This is a genomic window from Lentzea cavernae (assembly GCF_014653695.1).
GTDB classification, from domain to species: Bacteria; Actinomycetota; Actinomycetes; order Mycobacteriales; family Pseudonocardiaceae; genus Lentzea; species Lentzea cavernae.
The window spans coordinates 682,706-701,965 of sequence record NZ_BNAR01000003.1 but is presented as its reverse complement, the minus strand read 5'-3'; the positions used below and the strand labels follow the sequence as shown (position 1 = coordinate 701,965).

22 protein-coding genes are annotated in these 19,260 nt (G+C 70.2%); 3 read left to right on the top strand and 19 right to left on the bottom strand.

Annotated elements, in window-relative coordinates; translation table 11 throughout:
* Window positions 1–46: 46 nt before the first annotated feature.
* The 5 genes from IE307_RS13650 to guaB all read right to left on the bottom strand — a co-directional run bounded on the left by IE307_RS13650 (window position 47) and on the right by guaB (window position 3,701).
* A complete protein-coding gene (locus IE307_RS13650) occupies window positions 47–265 on the bottom strand; it encodes a hypothetical protein (protein WP_191298240.1) in 219 nt (72 codons plus the stop codon).
* A gap of 53 nt (window positions 266–318) precedes the next feature.
* Window positions 319–540, bottom strand: a complete 222-nt coding sequence (locus IE307_RS13645) for a hypothetical protein (RefSeq protein ID WP_191298239.1) — start codon at window positions 538–540, stop codon at window positions 319–321.
* Between the two features lie 39 nt (window positions 541–579).
* Window positions 580–927, bottom strand: a complete 348-nt coding sequence (locus IE307_RS13640; RefSeq protein ID WP_191298238.1) for a hypothetical protein — start codon at window positions 925–927, stop codon at window positions 580–582.
* A gap of 58 nt (window positions 928–985) precedes the next feature.
* Complete coding sequence (locus IE307_RS13635; protein ID WP_191298237.1) at window positions 986–2,119, bottom strand: GuaB3 family IMP dehydrogenase-related protein; 1,134 nt, start codon at window positions 2,117–2,119, stop codon at window positions 986–988.
* A gap of 61 nt (window positions 2,120–2,180) precedes the next feature.
* Window positions 2,181–3,701: an IMP dehydrogenase gene (guaB, locus tag IE307_RS13630; protein WP_191298236.1), complete on the bottom strand. Its 1,521-nt coding sequence runs from the start codon at window positions 3,699–3,701 to the stop codon at window positions 2,181–2,183.
* A gap of 127 nt (window positions 3,702–3,828) precedes the next feature.
* Here guaB and IE307_RS13625 point away from each other — a divergent pair, with 127 nt between their 5' ends.
* Window positions 3,829–4,212: a DUF5319 domain-containing protein gene (locus IE307_RS13625; RefSeq protein WP_229904660.1), complete on the top strand. Its 384-nt coding sequence runs from the start codon at window positions 3,829–3,831 to the stop codon at window positions 4,210–4,212.
* A 744-nt stretch (window positions 4,213–4,956) separates the two neighbouring features.
* Here IE307_RS13625 and IE307_RS13620 read toward each other — a convergent pair.
* From IE307_RS13620 to IE307_RS13600, 5 genes are all read right to left on the bottom strand, one after another.
* On the bottom strand, window positions 4,957–5,850 hold the full coding sequence (locus IE307_RS13620; RefSeq protein WP_191298234.1) for an anti-sigma-D factor RsdA: 894 nt from the start codon (window positions 5,848–5,850) through the stop codon (window positions 4,957–4,959).
* Window positions 5,851–6,423 (bottom strand): sigma-70 family RNA polymerase sigma factor, encoded by a 573-nt coding sequence (locus IE307_RS13615; protein ID WP_191298233.1) that lies wholly within the window; start codon window positions 6,421–6,423, stop codon window positions 5,851–5,853. It abuts the gene before it with no gap.
* 309 nt (window positions 6,424–6,732) lie between these two features.
* On the bottom strand, window positions 6,733–7,329 hold the full coding sequence (locus IE307_RS13610; RefSeq protein WP_030471988.1) for a response regulator transcription factor: 597 nt from the start codon (window positions 7,327–7,329) through the stop codon (window positions 6,733–6,735).
* Between the two features lie 81 nt (window positions 7,330–7,410).
* Window positions 7,411–8,307 carry a hypothetical protein gene (locus IE307_RS13605; protein ID WP_191298232.1) on the bottom strand — a complete coding sequence of 299 codons (897 nt, stop codon included), beginning with the start codon at window positions 8,305–8,307 and terminating at the stop codon, window positions 7,411–7,413.
* A gap of 255 nt (window positions 8,308–8,562) precedes the next feature.
* Entirely contained in the window at window positions 8,563–9,501 is a 939-nt protein-coding gene (locus tag IE307_RS13600) for a MerR family transcriptional regulator (protein WP_191298383.1), read from the bottom strand.
* Window positions 9,502–9,681: 180 nt separating this feature from the next.
* On the opposite strand from IE307_RS13600, the gene IE307_RS13595 reads away from it, so the two are divergent.
* On the top strand, window positions 9,682–9,978 hold the full coding sequence (locus IE307_RS13595; protein ID WP_191298231.1) for a WhiB family transcriptional regulator: 297 nt from the start codon (window positions 9,682–9,684) through the stop codon (window positions 9,976–9,978).
* A 78-nt stretch (window positions 9,979–10,056) separates the two neighbouring features.
* On the opposite strand, the gene groL is transcribed toward IE307_RS13595, so the two are convergent.
* Both groL and groES read right to left on the bottom strand, forming a co-directional pair.
* Window positions 10,057–11,685 (bottom strand): chaperonin GroEL, encoded by a 1,629-nt coding sequence (gene groL, locus IE307_RS13590; protein ID WP_191298230.1) that lies wholly within the window; start codon window positions 11,683–11,685, stop codon window positions 10,057–10,059.
* Window positions 11,686–11,769: 84 nt separating this feature from the next.
* Complete coding sequence (gene groES, locus IE307_RS13585; RefSeq protein WP_030478362.1) at window positions 11,770–12,063, bottom strand: co-chaperone GroES; 294 nt, start codon at window positions 12,061–12,063, stop codon at window positions 11,770–11,772.
* A gap of 172 nt (window positions 12,064–12,235) precedes the next feature.
* On the opposite strand from groES, the gene IE307_RS13580 reads away from it, so the two are divergent.
* On the top strand, window positions 12,236–13,741 hold the full coding sequence (locus IE307_RS13580) for an alkaline phosphatase D family protein (RefSeq protein ID WP_191298229.1): 1,506 nt from the start codon (window positions 12,236–12,238) through the stop codon (window positions 13,739–13,741).
* Here the strand turns inward: IE307_RS13580 and tsaD are convergent, their stop codons facing one another.
* From tsaD to alr, 7 genes are all read right to left on the bottom strand, one after another.
* On the bottom strand, window positions 13,742–14,797 hold the full coding sequence (tsaD, locus tag IE307_RS13575) for a tRNA (adenosine(37)-N6)-threonylcarbamoyltransferase complex transferase subunit TsaD (protein ID WP_191298228.1): 1,056 nt from the start codon (window positions 14,795–14,797) through the stop codon (window positions 13,742–13,744).
* Window positions 14,790–15,248 (bottom strand): ribosomal protein S18-alanine N-acetyltransferase, encoded by a 459-nt coding sequence (gene rimI, locus IE307_RS13570; protein ID WP_191298227.1) that lies wholly within the window; start codon window positions 15,246–15,248, stop codon window positions 14,790–14,792. Before rimI ends, tsaD begins: the two co-directional genes overlap by 8 nt.
* Window positions 15,245–15,925 (bottom strand): tRNA (adenosine(37)-N6)-threonylcarbamoyltransferase complex dimerization subunit type 1 TsaB, encoded by a 681-nt coding sequence (tsaB, locus tag IE307_RS13565; protein WP_191298226.1) that lies wholly within the window; start codon window positions 15,923–15,925, stop codon window positions 15,245–15,247. Before tsaB ends, rimI begins: the two co-directional genes overlap by 4 nt.
* A 224-nt stretch (window positions 15,926–16,149) precedes the next feature.
* Window positions 16,150–16,494 carry a hypothetical protein gene (locus IE307_RS13560; protein ID WP_191298225.1) on the bottom strand — a complete coding sequence of 115 codons (345 nt, stop codon included), beginning with the start codon at window positions 16,492–16,494 and terminating at the stop codon, window positions 16,150–16,152.
* 63 nt (window positions 16,495–16,557) lie between these two features.
* On the bottom strand, window positions 16,558–17,019 hold the full coding sequence (tsaE, locus tag IE307_RS13555) for a tRNA (adenosine(37)-N6)-threonylcarbamoyltransferase complex ATPase subunit type 1 TsaE (protein WP_229904659.1): 462 nt from the start codon (window positions 17,017–17,019) through the stop codon (window positions 16,558–16,560).
* Window positions 17,016–18,113 carry an alpha/beta fold hydrolase gene (locus IE307_RS13550; protein WP_191298223.1) on the bottom strand — a complete coding sequence of 366 codons (1,098 nt, stop codon included), beginning with the start codon at window positions 18,111–18,113 and terminating at the stop codon, window positions 17,016–17,018. Before IE307_RS13550 ends, tsaE begins: the two co-directional genes overlap by 4 nt.
* Window positions 18,110–19,195 (bottom strand): alanine racemase, encoded by a 1,086-nt coding sequence (alr, locus tag IE307_RS13545; RefSeq protein ID WP_191298222.1) that lies wholly within the window; start codon window positions 19,193–19,195, stop codon window positions 18,110–18,112. Before alr ends, IE307_RS13550 begins: the two co-directional genes overlap by 4 nt.
* Window positions 19,196–19,260: the final 65 nt, after the last annotated feature.

Below are 19,260 nucleotides of genomic sequence, written 5' to 3'. Positions count from 1 at the left end.
AGTTCACCCAGACCACAGGCGAAGTCGTCGACACCGCATCGACGGTTCAGCTGTTGAACGACTCGTCGTCCTCGACCGACGCCAGCGAATCCCGAGTGTGTCCGAACGCCGCCAGAACGTCATCGAAGGAGATGCGCCCGCCGGTGTCGGTGACGGACCGCGCCAGCACGAGCGCCAGATCCCGGGAGTCATCCGCGGTCAGCCGGGCAACGCCACGTTCCTCGGCTTCAGCGGTCGGCGCGCAAGCGTCGGGAGTCACGCTCATGCCCAGAAAGTACAGCGAGGTCGAGGGGTGCGCCTGCGGCGCACCCCGACGACTCAGAGCACCAGGCCCTCGATGACCCAGACCATGAAGGCCACGGCCAGCGCGGTGATCACCAGACCGCCGCAGACGAACAGGGTCAGCATCTTCCAGCCGATGCCTCCGACGCCCTCGTTCTCCTCGGGCGCGTCCTCCTCGAACTCCTGGACCTCGGCGTCCGGGTCGATCGTGTCCACATCACTGTTCTTGCCGTCGCCGAACAACGCATCCAATTCCACGCTCACATGGACGCACGGGGTAGCCGTCTGGTTGCAGGATCAGGTTTGGGCCCATGCGGCGATCGGCAGGCTGAGATAAACGCCCACGTCAGCCAGGCCCGTTGCCTCGAAGACAGCCGCGCAGAGCCCGTCGACGCGCTCCTGGCGGGTGGCGGCCCGGCTCTCGAACCACTTCGAGCGGACCTCGACGACGACGTCCATGCCGCTCACGTCGAGCGGGCCACGGGGGCGGAAGCGCAGTTCCACGTCGCCGGGCCGCAAGTCGCCGTCGTAGGGCTCCTCCGGGCACTCGACCGCCACCGACACGGCGTGCGGGAGCATCGCCGCGAGTTCTTCCAGCACTGCGTGGGGGACGTGGGGTGCGTAGTTGATCTCGACGAGCGGCACGGGTGCAGCAAAGCAGAAGGGCGCGTCCCGGCTGGAACGCGCCCTTCGACGGCCTTGATCAGCCGCGGATGGTCAGGCCGACCTTCTGGAACTCCTTGAGGTCGGAGTAGCCGGTCTTGGCCATGGCCCGCTTGAGGGCGCCGAACAGGTTCGTCACGCCGCGCGGGTCGGCCGACGGGCCGAACAGCAGCTGGCGCAGGTCGAGCTCCTGGTCCACCGCGTCGGCGACGAGGCTGCGCGGGACTGACGGGTGCGCGGACGAGGCCGTCCAGTACAGGCCCTGGCCCGGTGCCTCGGTCGCGGCGGCCAGCGGCTCGCCCAGCATCACGGCGTCGGCACCGCAGGCGATGGACTTCGCCACGTCGCCCGAGGTCGTGACGCCGCCGTCGGCGATGACGTGCACGTAGCGGCCGCCGGTCTCGTCGAGGTAGTCGCGGCGGGCGGCCGCGGCGTCGGCGATCGCGGTGGCCATCGGCACGCCGATGCCCAGGACCGAGTCGGTGGTGGTGACGCCGGGCGTGTAGCCGTAGCCGACGATCACGCCCGCCGCGCCGGTGCGCATCAGGTGCATGGCGGTGCGGTAGTCACCGACGCCGCCGGCGATCACCGGGACGTCGAGGTCCGCGATGAACGACTTCAGGTTCAGCGGCTCCCCGCCGCGCGACACGTGCTCGGCCGAGATGATCGTGCCCTGCACGACCAGGATCTCGACGCCCGCGGCCAGCAGGTCCGGGGTCAGCTCGGCAGCGCGCTGCGGGCTGACGCGGACCGCCACGGTGACGCCCGACTCGCGGATCTGCTTGACCGCCTCGGCGATCAGGTCCATCCGCAGCGGGGCGGCGTGCAGCTCCTGCAGCACCTTCACCGCGGCCGCCGGGTCGTCACTGCCCTCGGTCGCCTGGACCAGGCGGAACAGCGCCTCGTCCACGTCACCGTGCCGCGCCCAGAGGCCCTCGGCGTTGAGCACGCCGAGGCCGCCGAGCTCGCCGACCGCGACCGCCGTGCCCGGCGACACGATGGCGTCGGTCGGGTGGGTGATCAGCGGGATGTCGAACCGGTAGGCATCGATCTGCCACGTCGTGGAGACGTCCTTCGACGACCTCGTCCGACGCGACGGGATGATCTCGATGTCGTCCAGCTCGTAGGCCCGCCTCGCGGTCCGGCCCATGCCGATCTCGACCAGATCGCGCACCTGTGGTTCCTCTCCAGAGCTTTAGAACGAGCGTGCAAGCAGCCAGAACGGCCGAGTGACTCTAACGGGTGGTGTAGTTCGGGGCCTCGACGGTCATCGTGATGTCGTGCGGGTGGCTCTCCTTGAGGCCCGCCGCCGTGATGCGCACGAGCTGCTGGTTCTGCAGCTCGGCGATCGTGCGGGAGCCCGTGTAGCCCATGGCCGCGCGCAGGCCGCCGTTGAGCTGGTGCACGACCTGCGACAACGGGCCGCGGAACGGCGTGCGGCCCTCGATGCCCTCGGGGACGAGCTTGTCCTCGTTGAGCACGTCGTCCTGGAAGTAGCGGTCCTTGGAGAACGACTTGTTCTCGCCACGGGACTGCATCGCGGCGAGGGACCCCATGCCGCGGTAGGTCTTGAACTGCTTGCCGTTGACCAGGATCAGGTCGCCGGGCGCCTCCTGGGTGCCCGCGAGCAGCGAACCGAGCATCACGGCGGACGCGCCGGCCGCGATGGCCTTCGCGATGTCGCCGGAGTACTGGATGCCGCCGTCGCCGATCACCGGCACACCGGCGGGGGCGCACGCGAGCGAGGCCTCGTAGATGGCGGTGATCTGCGGCACACCGACACCGGCGACGACGCGCGTGGTGCAGATGGAGCCGGGACCGACACCGACCTTCACGCCGTCCGCACCCGCGTCTACCAGCGCCTGCGCACCGGCCCGCGTCGCGACGTTGCCGCCGACGACGTCAGCCGAGTCGCCGAGCTCCTTCTTGATGCGGGCGACCATCTCCAGCACGCCGCGCGAGTGCCCGTGCGCCGTGTCGACCATCAGCACGTCGACACCGGCCTCGGCGAGCGTCATCGCGCGGACGAACGAGTCCTCGCCCACACCGACGGCGGCGGCGCACAGCAGGCGGCCGTCCGGGTCCTTGGTGGCCATCGGGTACTGCTCGGTCTTCACGAAGTCCTTGACCGTGATCAGGCCCTTGAGCTTGCCGTCACCGTCGACGATCGGCAGCTTCTCGACCTTGTGGCGGCGCAGCAGCCCCAGCGCGGCCTCGGCGGACACGCCGACCTGCGCGGTGACCAGCGGCCCGTTGGTCATGACCTCGCTGACGCGCTTGCTGTGGTCGAGCTCGAACCGCATGTCGCGGTTCGTGATGATGCCGACCAGCTTGTTGTTCGCGTCCGTCACCGGGACACCGGAGATGCGGTAGCGCGCACACAGCGCGTCCACCTCGGCCAGCGTGGCGTCGGGCGAACACGTGACCGGGTCGGTCACCATGCCGGCCTCGGACCGCTTGACGGTCTCGGCCTGCCGGGCCTGGTCCTCGATGCTGAGGTTGCGGTGCAGCACGCCGATGCCGCCCTGGCGCGCCATCGAGATCGCCATCCGGCCCTCGGTGACCGTGTCCATCGCGGCACTGGCCAGCGGAATCCTGAGGGTGATGTTGCGCGAGATCCTGGTGCTCGTGTCGACACCGCTCGGGACGACGTCGGACTCGGCAGGAAGCAGGAGCACGTCGTCGAAGGTCAGTCCCAGCATGGCGAACTTCTGCGGGACTTCGGCTGCAGGCGCCGGATTGAGCTCGCTGGTCATAGCGGGTGACATGCCTTCCGTCGTGCGGTTTGCTCCCCCTCCTGCGAGCGTGGTTTCCGCAGGCGGAGGCGGTGCGACCCATGGTATCTGGACGCCCGCCGGCCCACGGGGGGTACCGTGCGGGGTCGTGCCGCACGACGCGTTGCCACCAGACCCCTTCGCAGGCGACCCAGAGGACCCCGCGCTGTCCCTGGGCGAGCCCGACCACGACCATCCCCCGATGGACGACGACGAACGGACGGAGCTGGTCAGCGACCTGAGCGACCTCGCCGTCTACCAAGCACTGCTGCAATACAGAGGCGTGCGGGGCATCGTCGTCGACTGCGGCGAATGCCAGGAACCGCACTACCACGACTGGGCACTGTTGCGAGCCTCACTGGAGCAGCTCCTCGCCGACGGCCGCATGCGCCCCCACGAGCCGGCCTTCGACCCGAACCCCGGCGCCTACGTGAGCTGGGAGTACTGCCGCGGCTACGCGGACGGCGTGACGGCGACCGAGTCGGCTCGCTGACCCCTCCCACCCGACTGTGAGGTCGGACGCACCCGCCAGCGGACCCCGCGGCGGGTCGCTGGCGTGCGGGCGCGGCGGTGAGGGCGGGCGCGGCGGTAAGGGCGCGGGGCGGTGCAGGCGCGTGGGCGGCGGGCGCGGGGCGGGGCAGGCGCGAGAGCGGCGGCATGCGGGGACGGCGGCATAGTGGCGATGGCGCGGCGGCTGGTGACTGGTGTACCAAGCCGCCGGTGCCATAAGTACCGGCAGATTTCACCGCCTAAGAGCAATAGCAATGCCGCATCTCTCGCCTCAACGCAATGGCGAAGCCGAGGCGTCCCTCCACAAACAAAAGGGCAACGGCGAAGCCGAGCCACCAAGGCCACCAACGGCAATGGCGAAGCCGAGGCGTGCGAACCTCTACCGCCCTGATCAGCGGTGATGACGCAACCACCGCGCGATTGGGGCTTGACCTTGAGTGCGAGATGCTATCGTCGCAGAATTGGCTGGGCTCGTTTAATGCCCAGCTTTTTAGACCAATTTCAGCATCTCGCTAGAGGCTCAAGGTCAAGCCCCAATCGCAATCGTCGCGAAGCGGCGATGACCGGCACCGGCTCGACAAGACCCGCGCAACCACCAGCACAAGGTGACGAACGCACACCGGTCACATTCCACCTGACGTGTGAACACCCGGGCATGTGAACGGCCCCTGACCTCGAAGGATCAGGGGCCGTTCACACAACGTCTCACTTGGCCATCACAGCCAGCTCAATTCGACCCGGTCTGCCCGACAACCTCACCGGTCGTCCCGGTGGTCCCAGCCCCAGGATCCTCACCAGTGCCGGGATCCGGCGGCGGCGGAGGCGGCGGGTTCTCCTCGCCGTTGGACGTGGGCGGCGGCGGAGTCTCCGACGACGGCGGCACGGACGGCTCAGTCGTGGTCGGCTGGGTCGACGGCGTGGACGGCGTGGTCGAAGGCGTGGACGACTTGGTCGGCCGGGGCGGCTTCGTGGTGGTCGAGGTCGGCGGCGCCGTCGAGGTGTTGGTGTCGAGCTCCTTTTCGAGCTCCTTGTGCTTCTCCTCGAGCTGCGCCTTGCCGTCGGCCGTGGAAACCGAGCCGAGGCTGGCCTCGACCTTGTTCAGCTTCTCGCGCGCCTCGTCGACCTTGCCCTCGCGCAGCGCCAGACGCGCTGACTCGAGGTCGGTGTTGATGATGGCCGCGGCCTCGATCGACTTCGCGTGCTCGGAGTAGAGCACCTGCGTGAGGCCCCACAGCGTGTCGCCGGGCTGTGCGTCGCGGGCCACGAGGCTCACGCCGGTGAAGGCGATGGCCAGGACCGCGGCGGCGCTCGCCAGCGGGATCAGGAAGCGATGCCTGGTCACCGGCTGCGGTCGGGCAGCCTGGATCGTGGCGATCGCGGTGTCGGTGTCGACGAGCTCGCCGAACGGCTCCGTCTCCACCTCGTTGCGCCATGCGAGCAGCAATGCGTTCAACTCGTCGTCGACGAGTGAGCCGGCCGCACCCGGAGTCGCGGACCCCAGTGCGTCCAGCAGCTTGTCATCGGCCTGCACTGCCGAAAGATCGTCGGCGACGGGTTCGTGCGGGGCTCTGTCGTCCTGTCCGCGCACTTCCTCGTCGTCCTTCCCGTGTTCGTCGGCCACTCAGACCACCTCCTCCGCTGCCAGCGACTTGCGCAGACGAGCGAGCGCTCGGTGTTGCGCCACCCGTACCGCACCCGGCGTCGAACCGACCGCCTCGGCAGTTTCCTCGGCGGAGAGTCCGACCACCACCCTCAACAGCAGGATCTCCCGCTGCTTCTCCGGCAGGACGCGCAACAGCACGGCCATCCGCTCGGAGAGTTCGCCCTGCATCGCCCGTTGCTCGGGACCAGCCTCGGTCTCCGGCGCGTCGGGGACTTCAGGAACGGGCTCGGAGCGGTTCCTGGCGGCGGACCGATGTGCATCGGCGACCTTGTGCGCCGCGATCCCGTAGACGAACGCGAGGAAGGGCCGACCCTGGTCGCGGTAGCTGGGCAATGCCGTGAGCACCGCGAGACACACCTCCTGGGCCACATCGTCCGCCGAAGCGAAGCTCCGCTCCTGCCTGCCAACTCGGGCGCGGCAGTACCGCACCACCAAGGGACGAATGGAGGCCAGCAGGCGTTCGATCGCCTGGCGGTCGCCGTCGACGGCCGCGCCCACTTCGGCGTCCAGTCCGTCCCCCAAGTTGGTCATCGCAGACAACAGCCCTGGTGTTACTTGTTGGCGTACCGACAGGAAACAACACGAGTCACTCACAGCGACCCGTTTCAGCAGCTTCACCGTACCGGTCTCGAGGCGTTCTGTTCATAGGTGGGGTATGGACACCCCGCGTGAACAGCTGACACGCCCGAACGGCTTACAGCCCGGCGACATTGTCACCGGGCTGGGCTAATTGTGCGACCCGCAGGACCACCAGTTGCACAAGTGGGCCAGCTCACGCCACCGGCCCCGCTTCCCCACATGCGGCATATGAGGACGCGGGGCCGGTGCGACAAGACCGACCTACTGGACGAGACCTCGCCGGAAGCCGTGCGCGACCGCCTGAGCGCGGTCACGGACACCGAGCTTGCGGAAGAGGCGACGTGCGTGCGTCTTCACCGTGTCCTCCGACAGGTAGAGCTCGCGGCCGATCTGGCCGTTGCTCTTGCCCTGGCTCATGCCGCGCAGCACCTGGAGCTCACGCTCCGTGAGCTGCACGCCCGGGTCGGAGGGCTGACGAGGCGCCGGCACCGAGGTGCTGGCGAGCGTGTGCGCGAGGGCTGCCACAAGCTCGGGACGCGACGCGTCCCACCTCAGGTAGCCGCGCGCACCGCCGGCGATCGCCGCGGCGATGCTCCCGGCGTCGTCGGGTGCTCCGAAGACGATGACGTTTGCCTGCGGGTTCGCGGAGACGAGCCGACGGGTTGCTTCAACCCCGGTCGGGACGGCGCGCTGGGTTCCCACCAGTACGACGTCGACCGGCTGCCTTGAAAAGCGAGCCAACAACTCGTCACCGTGCGCTACGCAGTCGATGCGGCTGACCCCTGGGACAGCCGACATCACGCGGGTGAGACCCTCACGCACACTGCGCCGGTCGTCGCAAATAAGGACCGTGGTCACGGGGACTCCTTTCCTGCAGCCGAGTGACGTTCCATCTCCCCTATCGGACGCTTTGGGCCCGACCTTGACACGATCCGGTGCTTAATCCGTCAAGAAGTTCGTCTGAGGGTCTGCGTTCGGGGGTTCCCCGGAACGGAGCAGCCCGGTCGGCACCCACGGGGAATCAAGGGCGACCTGACGGCTGACGGGATCAGCTCTCCGTAACACGCAGCTCAGAGCCTCCGTCGCCTGTTCGATGGCGACTGAGCCCACCGTGGGGGCACTGCCCGCCAGCACCAGAGCGCTCGGCCAGATCAACGGCTGGAGCCCGTTTGCGGCGCTGTGATTTAGCTCACACTCGACCAGTTCACGCCCGCGGTTCAGGCCGTCGGGTGTCCCCCACACGACCAACGAGGTGCCCAGGACGAGCGCCGACTTGAGCTCGTGCCGGAGCGCCTTTCTGCTCGTCGCCACGGTGTGCGCCGCTTCCGCAGGGGTCACCGCCGCGTGCGCCTGGCCGGACGCGAGCTCGATCTCGGCGGTCACCCAGCCCTTGCGGACCTCGCTGCGCCAGGACTGCGTCTCAACTCGTGCGAGCAACCTGCGGGCCTCGTTCAGGCGTTGAGCACCGAGCGAGTCGGCGGCGAGGCCGAGCAGGGCGTCCGCGCGGGCGCCTGCCGCGTCGATCCCGTCCGGGTCGACTTCGCCTGACTGCCCGGCGCGCGCGAGGGCGGCGCCGTCGAGGGGGCGGGCCAGGTGGTGGGCGCCCAGCTGACGGTGGTGCGACGCGCGAGTCGAGAGGGACAGGGACGCGATCACCGGGTCGGGGTCGTGACGGAGCGCGTCCAGGACGGTGGCCGCGGCGGCGTAGTGGCCCTGGCCGCCGAGGACGACGGCGGCGAGCCAGCGGGTGCGGGGGCTCGGGGCCGTGAGAGCGGGCCAGACGTCGAGGTCGGGTGAGTCGCCGAACGCGGCGCGGCGCAGCTCTTCTTCGGTCACGGCGAGGAGTGTGCCGCCAGGAGCAGGCCTCGCCAGGTGAGGGTGGCTGGAGTGCGGCGGTGTGGAGGGATGGCCGAGGGAAGCGCGGGGAGCGTTGAACTACCGGAGTGCCGGAGTGCCGGAGTGCGGAAGTGCCGGAGTGCGGAAGTGCCGGAGTCCGGAGTGCCGGAGTGCCGGAGTCCGGAGTGCCGGAGTCCGTTGGTCGGTGAGCGTAAGAGCTTTACCCAGGCCGCGGCGCACCCCAGGCAGCGCGGGTCAGGTGACGGCGGCCTCGACCGCGTCCACCGCGGCGGCCAGGTCCTCCACCCGCTCGGCCGGCGACGTCACCACCCCGCGCCGCCACCCCGGCCCGCCGACGAACACCCGCACCTGCTGCCGGGTGCGCGGCAGTGCGGAGATCACCCCCGGATCGGCGTACCGGGGCAGCTGCGCCCACAGCACCACCGCGGACGGGGCGGTGCGGCGCACGGCGGCGGCCAGGGCGTCCACCGGCAACGCCGCCCCGAGCTGCCGGGCGACGACGCCGCGCTGTGCCAGTTCGGCGGCCAAGGGGTAGAGCGGGAGGTTGTGCCTCTCCTCCGGCATGCAGGCGAGCAGCACGGGGCGGTGGTTGCGGCCGGAGCTGACCAGCGGCGTGGCGCGCACGAAGGCGGCGAGCACGCACTCGTTGAGGAGGTGTTCTACCTCGACGCCGGCGCCGGAGAGTTGCCAGCGGGCGGCCACGGCCGTCAGGACCGGGCGGACGACCTCGTTCCAGGTGGCGATCACGCCGTCGGAGGCGAGTGAGCCGGCGAGCATCTCCTGGACGGCGATGGAGTCCATGGCGAGTGCGGCGCGGCCCAGTCCGCGCGCCAATCGAGACGCTCCGGGCAATTTCAGGCCACGTCCACCCGTTGGGGCGACGGGCACGTCCCCGTGGGTCATCGACGATTTCGAGTCCAGCGCGAAACGGGCCGCCTCGGCGGAGGAGGCGCCGCGCAGGAGTGCGCGTTGCATCAATTCGAGTCTGGCCACGTCGGGTGGGCCGTATTTGCGGTGTCTTCCCACGGTGTGGCCGGTCGGGCCGAGTCCGTAGCGGCGGTCCCAGGTGCGGAGGGTGGCGGGAGCCACGCCGAGTCGCCTGGCCACCGCGGCCACTGAGAGCAGGGGCTCACCCGTGTGACTACCGGTCGATTTGATCTCCGGTGGTGTCATCACGGGAGCCATGTTCCGTTCACCTCATCCGGTCGGCAACTCCGGGCGGTGAGTGGTCGAACACGCGTGCCGTCACCCATCAGTTGATTTGGGTCTTCAGCCTCTTGAACAAGTTTTGACGCGGTTCTACGGTGGATCATCGTTAAGCCGAATGGAGCAGTCGTCACGGAGGCGGTCTCGATGGCGGACACCCGAAGGCTCCCCGGTCCCAACGCTGATCTGTGGGACTGGCAGATGCGCGGTTCGTGCCGGGGCATGGACAGCGCGTTCTTCTTCCACCCCGATGGTGAACGGGGGCCGGCGAGATCACGCCGGGAAGCTCGCGCCAAGGCTGTCTGCCTCGCCTGCCCGGTGCTGGAGATGTGCCGCCAGCACGCGCTGGCGGTGCAGGAACCCTACGGAATATGGGGCGGGCTCTCGGAATCGGAGCGCGACCACATCATCAAGGCCCGAAAACGACAACTGGCAATAGTCTGAACGAAAAACCGGCTCGGCACCAAACGAAATGGTGCCGAGCCGGTTTCGTTCGAGCTCGAAGAACTCAGTCCACCGAAATCAGTGGCCGTGCCCGTGGCCGTGGCCGTGCCCGGCCGCGGCGGAGCCCAGCTCCTCCGCCTTCTTCTCGACGACGGCGCTCTCGGTCGTGAGCACCATGCGCGCGATGGAGGCGGCGTTCGCCACGGCGGAACGCGTGACCTTGACCGGGTCGATGATGCCCTGCTCGAGCAGGTCGCCGAACTCCAGCGAGGCCGCGTTGATGCCGAAGCCCCACTCGCCCTCGCGGACCTTGTTCACCACGACGGCGCCTTCGAGGCCGGCGTTCGCGGCGATCCAGAACAGCGGCGCGGACAGGGCCTTCGCGACGAGCGCGACACCCGTGGCCTCGTCACCGGACAGGCCGAGGCCGCCGTCGAGCACCTTGGAGCCGTGCACGAGAGCGGAGCCACCGCCGGGGACGATGCCCTCCTCGACCGCGGCCTTCGTAGCGGCGACCGCGTCCTCGATGCGGTGCTTGCGCTCCTTGAGCTCGGTCTCGGTGGCGGCGCCGACCTTGATCACGGCGATGCCGCCGGAGAGCTTCGCGAGGCGCTCCTGGAGCTTCTCGCGGTCCCAGTCGGAGTCCGTGGCCTCGATCTCGCGGCGCAGCTGCTCCGCGCGACCGGCGATGTCGGCCTTGGTGCCGCCGCCGTCGACGATCGTGGTGTCGTCCTTGGTCACGACGACGCGGCGGGCGGTGCCCAGCTGGTCGAGCGTGGTCTCGGACAGCTTCAGGCCGATCTCCGAGGAGATCACCTCGCCGCCGGTGACGACCGCGAGGTCGTCCAGGAACGCCTTGCGGCGGTCGCCGAAGAACGGCGCCTTCACGGCGACGACCTTCAGGGTCTTGCGGACGGCGTTGACCACCAGGGTGGACAGGGCCTCGCCCTCGACGTCCTCGGCGATGATCAGCAGCGGCTTGCCGGACTCCGCGACCTTCTCGAGGATCGGGAGGACGTCGGCCAGCGCCGAGATCTTCTCGCGGTGCAGCAGGATGCGGACGTCTTCGTAGACGGCCTCCTGCGCCTCGAGGTCGGTCGAGAAGTGCGTCGACACGTAGCCCTTGTCGAACTGCACGCCCTCGGTGATCACGAGCTCGGTCGCGAGGGTGGACGACTCCTCGACGGTGATGACACCGTCCTCGCCCACGCGCTCGATGGCCTCGCCGAGCAGGGAGCCGATGGACTCGTCGCGCGACGAGACCGTGCCGACCTGCGCGATGTTCTCGCGGCCCTTGACCGGGGTGGCCTTGCCGCGGAGCTCGTCCACGACGGCGTCGGCGGCGGCCTGGATGCCCCGGCCGAGCGCGGTCGGGTTCGCACCGGCGGCGATGTTGCGCAGGCCTTCCTTGACCAGCGCCTGCGCCAGCACGGTGGCGGTGGTGGTGCCGTCGCCCGCGACGTCGTTGGTCTTGGTGGCGACCGACTTGGCGAGCTGCGCGCCGAGGTTCTCGAACGGGTCGTCCAGCTCGATCTCACGGGCGATGGTCACGCCGTCGTTGGTGACCGTCGGGCCACCGAACTTCTTGTCGAGCACGACGTGGCGCCCGCGCGGCCCAAGGGTGACCTTGACCGTGTCGGCGAGCTTGTTGACGCCGCGCTCGAGGGCCCGACGAGCGTCCTCGTCGAAGCTGATCTGCTTGGGCATTGAACTCAAAGCCTCTCTGGGTAGCGAAACGCCCCGGCGACCCCGGTTGGGGCGCCGGGGCGTCAGTCATGACAGCCGAGCGTCTTAGTTGACGACGGCCAGCACGTCGCGAGCGGAGAGGATCAAGTACTCCTCGCCGTTGTACTTGACCTCGGTGCCGCCGTACTTCGAGTAGATGACGACGTCGCCGACAGCCACGTCCAGCGGGACGCGGTTGCCCTTGTCGTCGATGCGGCCGGGGCCGACCGCGAGGACCTTGCCCTCCTGGGGCTTCTCCTTCGCGGTGTCCGGGATCACGAGGCCGGAGGCGGTCGTCGTCTCGGCCTCGGAGGCCTGAACGACGATCTTGTCCTCAAGCGGCTTGATGTTCACGCTCACCGGGATGACCTCCACGGGTCGTTGGCAGGTTCGAATTAACGGCTCCTGCCACCCCGCCGTCGCGGGGGTCGGGGCGGTGCTGGTGCCGTGCAATTGGCACTCTACCCATGAGAGTGCCAAGGCTTCAACGAGACCCCCGAACCGATCACCATCCGGGAGCCGTATTCAGGGCATGTCCCCGTTGACGCGCCGAACGCTGCTGCTCGCAGGCGTGGCAGGAGTCACAGCTCTCTCAGCCGCCGGATCGGCCCGGCCGAGCGACCCTTTCACACTCGGCGTGGCCTCGGGCGACCCGGCACCCGACGGGGTGGTCCTGTGGACGCGGCTGGCCGTCGATCCGCTCGCCGACGACGGTCTCGGAGGCATGCCGGCCCGGCCGGTCGAGGTGCTCTGGCAGGTCGCGCAGGACGAACGATTCACCCGAATCGTGCAACACGGCTCCACCACGGCTCGACCGGAGGAGGCCCACAGCGTCCACGTGGAACTCGTCGGACTGGAACCGGGCCGCGAGTACTTCTACCGCTTCAAGGCCCTCAACCACCTCTCTCGGACGGGCCGTACGCGCACGACGCCCTCTCCGACCGCGTTGCAGGTACCGCTGACGATGGCTTTCGCGTCGTGCGCGCAGTACGAGCACGGCTACTTCACGGCCTATCGAAGACTCGCGGAGGACGAGCCCGACCTGGTGCTGCACCTGGGCGACTACACCTACGAGTACGAGAGCGGCATCCACGTCGCCCCGAGCGGCAACGTCCGCCAGGTCGAGGGCCCGACCACCACGACGCTCGCGGGCTACCGGCGGCGGCAGGCCCAGTACAAGACCGACCCCGACCTGCAGGCCGCGCACGCCGTGGCGCCGTGGTCGGTGATCTGGGACGACCACGAGATCGACAACAACTGGGCGGGGATGCTGCCGGACAAGCCGCAGCCGGACTTCCCCGCGCGCAGGGCCGCGGCCATCCAGGCCTACTACGAGAACATGCCCCTGCGCAGGTCACCGAGGCTGTACCGGCGGATCGGGTGGGGCGCGCTGGCCACGTTCCACATGCTCGACACCCGCCAGTACCGGACCGACCAGGCCTGCGGTGACGGGCTGCAGCTCTGTCCAGAACGGCTGGAGCCCGAACGCACGATGCTCGGCGCCGCGCAGGAGGAGTGGCTGTTCGACGGCTTCCGCGGCTCGCGGGCCCGCTGGGACGTGCTCGGGCAGCAGGTGTTCTTCTCGCAGTACGACTACATCCCCGGCGAGGTCGACAAGTTCCTGCTGGACGCCTGGGACGGCTACGTCGCCGACCGGGACCGGGTCGTGGCGGGGCTCGCGGACGTGCGGAACCCGATCGTGCTGACCGGGGACGTGCACGCGGCGTGGGGCGCGGAGGTCAAGGAGCGGTGGGACGACCCGTCGTCGAGGACCCTGGCCACCGAACTGGTGACGACCTCGATCACGGCCGGAGGCGACGGCTCGGAGGAGTACGCCGAGACACCGCTGTGGCTCCGTGAGAACCCGCACGTGAAGTACTTCAACAACCGCCGCGGTTACACAGTCAGCAGGTTCACGCCCGATGAGCTGCGCACGGAGTTTCGCGGCCTGGACTACGTGACACGGCCCGGGTCGCCTGTGCGCACCAAGGCGACTTACGCGGTGGAGGACCGAGTACCGGGCCTCCACCGCGTCTGATCAGAGGATCTGGACCGTGCTGACCGGGAGGCCCGGCGTGGTCGAGATGTCCATCCGGGACGGCTTGGCGCCCGCCGCGACGAGGTGGGCGCCGAGCGCCGCGATCATCGCGCCGTTGTCGGTGCACAGCCGTGGCCGCGGCACGCGCAGCTCGATGCCCGCTTCCGCACAGCGTTCGGCGGCGAGACCGCTCAGGCGCGAGTTCGCCGCGACGCCGCCGGAGATCACCAGCGTGCCGACGTCCAGGTCCTTCGCGGCGCGGATCGCCTTGGCGGTCAGCACGTCGGCGACGGCCTCCTGGAACGACGCGGCGACGTCGGCCAGCGGGATCTCCTCGCCGGCGCGCTCGGCGCGTTCGACCCAGCGGGCGACCGAGGTCTTCAGGCCGGAGAACGAGAAGTCGTACTTCGCGTCGCGCGGGCCGGTGAGGCCGCGCGGGAACGCGATCGCGCACCCGTTGCCCTGCTTGGCGAGCTTGTCGATGGGCGGGCCACCGGGGTAGGGCAGGTCGAGCAGCCGCGCGACCTTGTCGTAGGCCTCACCCGCGGCGTCGTCCACGGTCGACCCGATCTCGGTGATCGAGTTCGCCAGGCCGCCCTCGATCAGCAGCAGCTGCGAGTGGCCGCCGGAGACCAGCAGCGCGAGGCAGCGCTGGGGCAACGGGCCGTGCTGCAGCGTGTCCGCGGCGACGTGGCCCGCGAGGTGGTTCACGCCGTAGAGCGGCTTGCCGAGCGCGGCCGCGTACGCCTTGGCCGCGGACACGCCGACCAGCAGCGCACCGGCGAGACCGGGGCCCGCGGTGACGGCGATGGAGTGGATCTCCGACAGCTCGACCTTCGCGGTGTCGAGCGCGCGGCGCATCGTCGGGACCAGCGCTTCGAGGTGGGCGCGCGAGGCGACCTCCGGCACGACGCCGCCGAAGCGGGCGTGCTCCTCGACGCTGGAGGCGACCTCGTCGGCGAGCAGTTCGAGCGAGCCGTCCGGACCGAGGCGGACGATGCCGAAGCCCGTCTCGTCGCACGAGCTCTCGATGCCGAGAATCAGGCGATCAGACACTTTGCGCAGGCCTTCCCATCGTGTACGCGTCGGCACCCGACGGCTGGTAGTAGCGGCGGCGCAGGCCGAGTTGCTCGAAGCCGTGCGCCTTGTACATGGCGATCGCGGGCTCGTTGTCCGTGCGGACCTCGAGGTAGACCGGCACGCCGATCTCGTCGACGCGGGCCAGCAGGTCGCGCAGCAGCATCTTGCCGACGCCCCTGCCCTGCCAGTGCCCGATGACGGCGATCGTGTGGACGCTGGCCTCGTGCTGCGACGCGGCCAGTCCGGCGTACCCGATCAGCTCGTCGCCGTCGTACGCGCCGATGTAGTAGTTGCCGTTGTCGAGCTCGCTGTGGAACGCGTTCTCGCTCCACGGGTCGTCACCGGGGAACAGCGCCAGCTCGATCTCGTGGCACCGGGGCACGTCGGCGTGCCGCAGGGGCGCGAGCGTGACCGTGCCGGTGGTCATGCCCTGGTCACCCGCTTGCGCCCGGTGGGCTCGACGGCGTCGGGGCGGCGCAGGTAGAGCGGGGTGAGCGCGGCGGGACGGGCCTTCGCCAGCACCTCGGCGGCCACGGCGGCGACCAGGCCCTCCGGGCTCGGGTGCCTGGCGTCGAGGAGCTCGAGCCCCAGCACGTCCGCGTAGATCTCGGCGCCCTCACCGGTCGCCTGGTGCACGCCCAGCGCGGGCAGCTTCCCGGCGAGGTCCTGCGGGCGCTCGACGTGCGGGCCGTCCGTGCGGCGGCCGGCGGCGTCGTAGGCGGCCCAGTAGACCTCCTTGCGCCGCGCGTCGGTCGCGACGAGCAGCGGGTGGCCGCTGGCGGCGTCCCTGGCGATGGCGTCGGGGGTGGCGACCGGGTAGACCGGGCGGTTGAGCGCCTGGCCGAGCGCGGCGGCGGTGGCGAGGCCGACCCGCAGGCCGGTGAACGGCCCGGGACCGGCGCCGACGACGATCGCGTCGAGGTCGGAGAAGGCCTTGCCGGCTTCCGCGAGCGCGTCGCCGATGTGCGGGGTGAGCAGCTCGCCGTGCGCCTTGGCGTTGAGCGTCACCCGCTTCGCGAGCAGGCGCGGCGGGGAGTCGGGCACGAGTTCGACCACACCGGCGGTGACTGCGGGGGTGGCCGTGTCGACGGCGAGCACTAGCACGGTTGACCAGGGTAGTACGTGGTCGCACTCGCCCCCGCCGTGCGTCCTCGGGGGCCTCGGGAGGGCGCCGCCAGGGTTCGCTGGACCGGGTGACCGCGAGGGTCAGCGCCGGGGTGGTTCCGGCGTGCGAAGTGCCGGAACCACCTCGAACGCCGCGACCGTCCCGGGAGGACGGCCGGCGGATGGCCGGAGGGCTCGTCCGGCCATCCGCCGGCGTCCGTCGATCAGCCTGCCGAGTTGCCGTTGCAGGCCACGTACGACGGCGAGTGGTCGACCGTGAAGATCTCCAGCGGGCCGTTCCACTGCCACGGGGCGACGCACGCGTTGTTCAGCACGCTGATGTCGTCGCGGCCCTGGCCGGTGTGGTTGTCGTTGCACGCGGCGTAGCCGGGCGCGTGACCCTCGTGCAGCAGCGAGAGCGGGCCGTTCCACTGCCACGGCGCGGCGCAGAGGTTGTCGGCAACGCTGATGCCACCGTCGCGGTCGTGCTCACCGGCGGACGCCGGGGCGGCGGCCGCGAGCAGCGCTCCACCGATGACCGCGGTAACGAAGAGCGTCTTCTTGATCATGAGGACCTCATCGGCCCGCCGCGATCTGTCCTTAAAGGACGTCACCCCATGCGCTGATCAAGCTCACACCGGAAGGGGACGGGTGGCCCATTCGCCCTGCGGAACGAGCTGAGCTGTGCGAACGTCGTCGATTCCGCGCTCGAGGCGGATCAGGAGATGATCTTCGTTCAGGCGTTCCGCGACACCCTCGCCCCACTCGACGGCGACGACGGCGTCGACCAGGTCGGTGTCCAGGTCGAGGTCGTCCAGCTCGTCCAGGTGACCCCCGAGCCGGTACGCGTCGACGTGCACCAGCCGCACGCCCCGCCCGTCCTGAGCGGGCTCGTGGACGCGGGCCACGACGAACGTCGGCGAGGACACCCGGCCCTGCACGCCGAGGCCGCGCGCGAGCCCGCGCACCAGCGCCGTCTTGCCTGCCCCCAACGGCCCGGCGAGCAGCAGCAGGTCGCCCGCCCGCACGAGTTCACCCAGCTTGCGGCCGAACTCCTCGGTGTCCTCCACCAGGGGCAGTTCGACGGTCTTCACGCTCGGCGCCACCACTTCTTCCGACTCTCTCCGCGATCGGCCGCGCACCGTTCGATCAGCGCGACCAGGTGGTCGTTGACGAGATCAGCCTGCTCCATCATCACCATGTGCCCGGCACCGGGGGCCCGGACGAGGGTGGCGTGCGGCATCTCCTCGGCCATCCGCTCGGCGTGCGAGAACGGCGTGAGCTTGTCCGCGTCACCGCTGAGGATCAGCACCTCGCAGTGCCGCAGACCGGCGAGCGCCTTGTAGCGGTCGTGCGTGCCGAGGGTCTCGAGGAACTCGGTGAGGACCTTCACCGTCGTCCCGTTGATCATCTGCTCCATCAGGTCCACGAGGGACGGCGCCACCTTGCGGTCGCCGAACGCCCCCATGCGGATGCCGCTCCACGTGAGGCTCTTCGCGCTCTTGCGCACCCACTCGACGAGACCGGGCTGCACACCGGCGAGCCGGCCGACGCCGAGCGTCACCGGGTTGTAGCGCGACAGCACGGACTTCGGCAGCCCCGCGCCGCCCACGGCACCGGCGGCCGTGCCGATCAACGCGACGCCGCGCACCCGTTCCTCGAAGAGCTCGGGCATCTTCTCGGCCAGCGCCATGATCGTCATGCCGCCCATCGAGTGGCCGACGAGCACGAGCGGGCCCTCCGGCACGACCGAGCGGATCACCGAGTCGAGGTCGAGCGCGAGCTGGTCGATGGTGCTGTGCTCGGCCGACGAACGCCCGGAGCGCCCGTGGCTGCGCTGGTCGTAGAGCACCTGGTGGACGCGCGGGTCGATCAGCTCGGCGATGTCGCGGCGCTGGAAGTGGAAGCAGCGGCGGTCCAGCGCGAACCCGTGCACCAGCACGACGGTGATGTCCGGTTCGCCGCCGTCCGCGGGGTCGACCTCCTCGACGGAGATCGGCACGCCGTCCTCCGCCGCCACGGTCGACTCGCGGTCGGGCCTCAGCGCGCCCAGCGGTTCGTCGGCGAGACCGTCCGACGCGGTCTTGCGCTCGTGCGAGACCTTCGCGGTCTGCGCCACGGCCGCACCGGCGACGACGGCGCCGACCGCGCCACCGACCCACCCGACGACCTTCCACACCGGCTTCACGTGTAGATCCTCCGCACCCGCGGCCGGTACATCCCGCAGACGATCTCGTAGTCGATCGTCCCGGTCAGCTCCGCCCACTCCGTCGCCGTCGGCTCCCCCCGGCGCCCGTCGCCGAACAGGACGACCTCGGCACCCTCCTCGATCTCGTCGTCCCCGCAGTCCACGACGATCTGGTCCATGCAGACACGGCCGGCCACCGGGCGGCGCCTCCCCTGCAGGAGCACCTCCATCCGGCCGGAGAGCGCCCTCGGGACACCGTCCGCATACCCGGCAGGCACCAGTGCCAGCGTCGTGTCCTTCTGCGCGGTCCATGTCATCCCGTAGGAGACGGACTCACCTGCGGGGATACGTTTCGTGAGCGCCACGTGCGACCGGTAGCTCATGACCGGCCTCAGGTCGTGGTCCGTCGGCACGGGGTTCAGGCCGTAGATCGCGATACCGGGCCTGACCAGGTCGAAGTGCAGGTCGGGCCTGGTCAGCAGGGCAGCGGAGTTGGCGATGTGCCGCAACGGGTCCAGGCCGGCGGCCCGCGCGACCTCGTAGGCGTCGTCGAACCGCTTGGCCTGCAGGTCGATCGACGGGTCGCCGATCTCGTCGGCGGACGCGAGGTGCGACCAGATCGCCACGACCTCGTGCTTCTTCGCGGCCTCGACGAGCGCGGGCCAGTCGTGCGGCTGGCAGCCGTTGCGGCTCAGGCCGGTGTCGATCTTGAGGTGCAGGCGCGGCCGGGCGTCGGCCTCCTCGGCCGCCTGCTCGACGCGGCGCAGGTCGGAGAGCGAGGACACGGCCATGTCGACGTCGGCGGCGAGACCGGCGGCCAGGTCCTCGTCCGGGGCGTCGAGCCACGCGAGGATCGGGGCCTGGATGCCCGCCGAGCGCAACGCGAGGGCCTCCTGCGTCGAGCACGAACCGAGCCAGGTGGCGCCCGCTTCGAGCGCGGCGCGGGCGACCTCCACGGCGCCGTGCCCGTACCCGTCCGCCTTGACGACGGCCATGGTCTCGGAGGACGGCGCGAGGCCGGCGAGCAGGGCGACGTTGTGCCGCAGCGCGCCGAGGTCGACGACAACTTCTGAACGGGCCATAACCTGTTCATCGTGCCATGAGCACGCAGCTCAGGGACTATGGCGCAGCTCGCACGCGTTCGCCG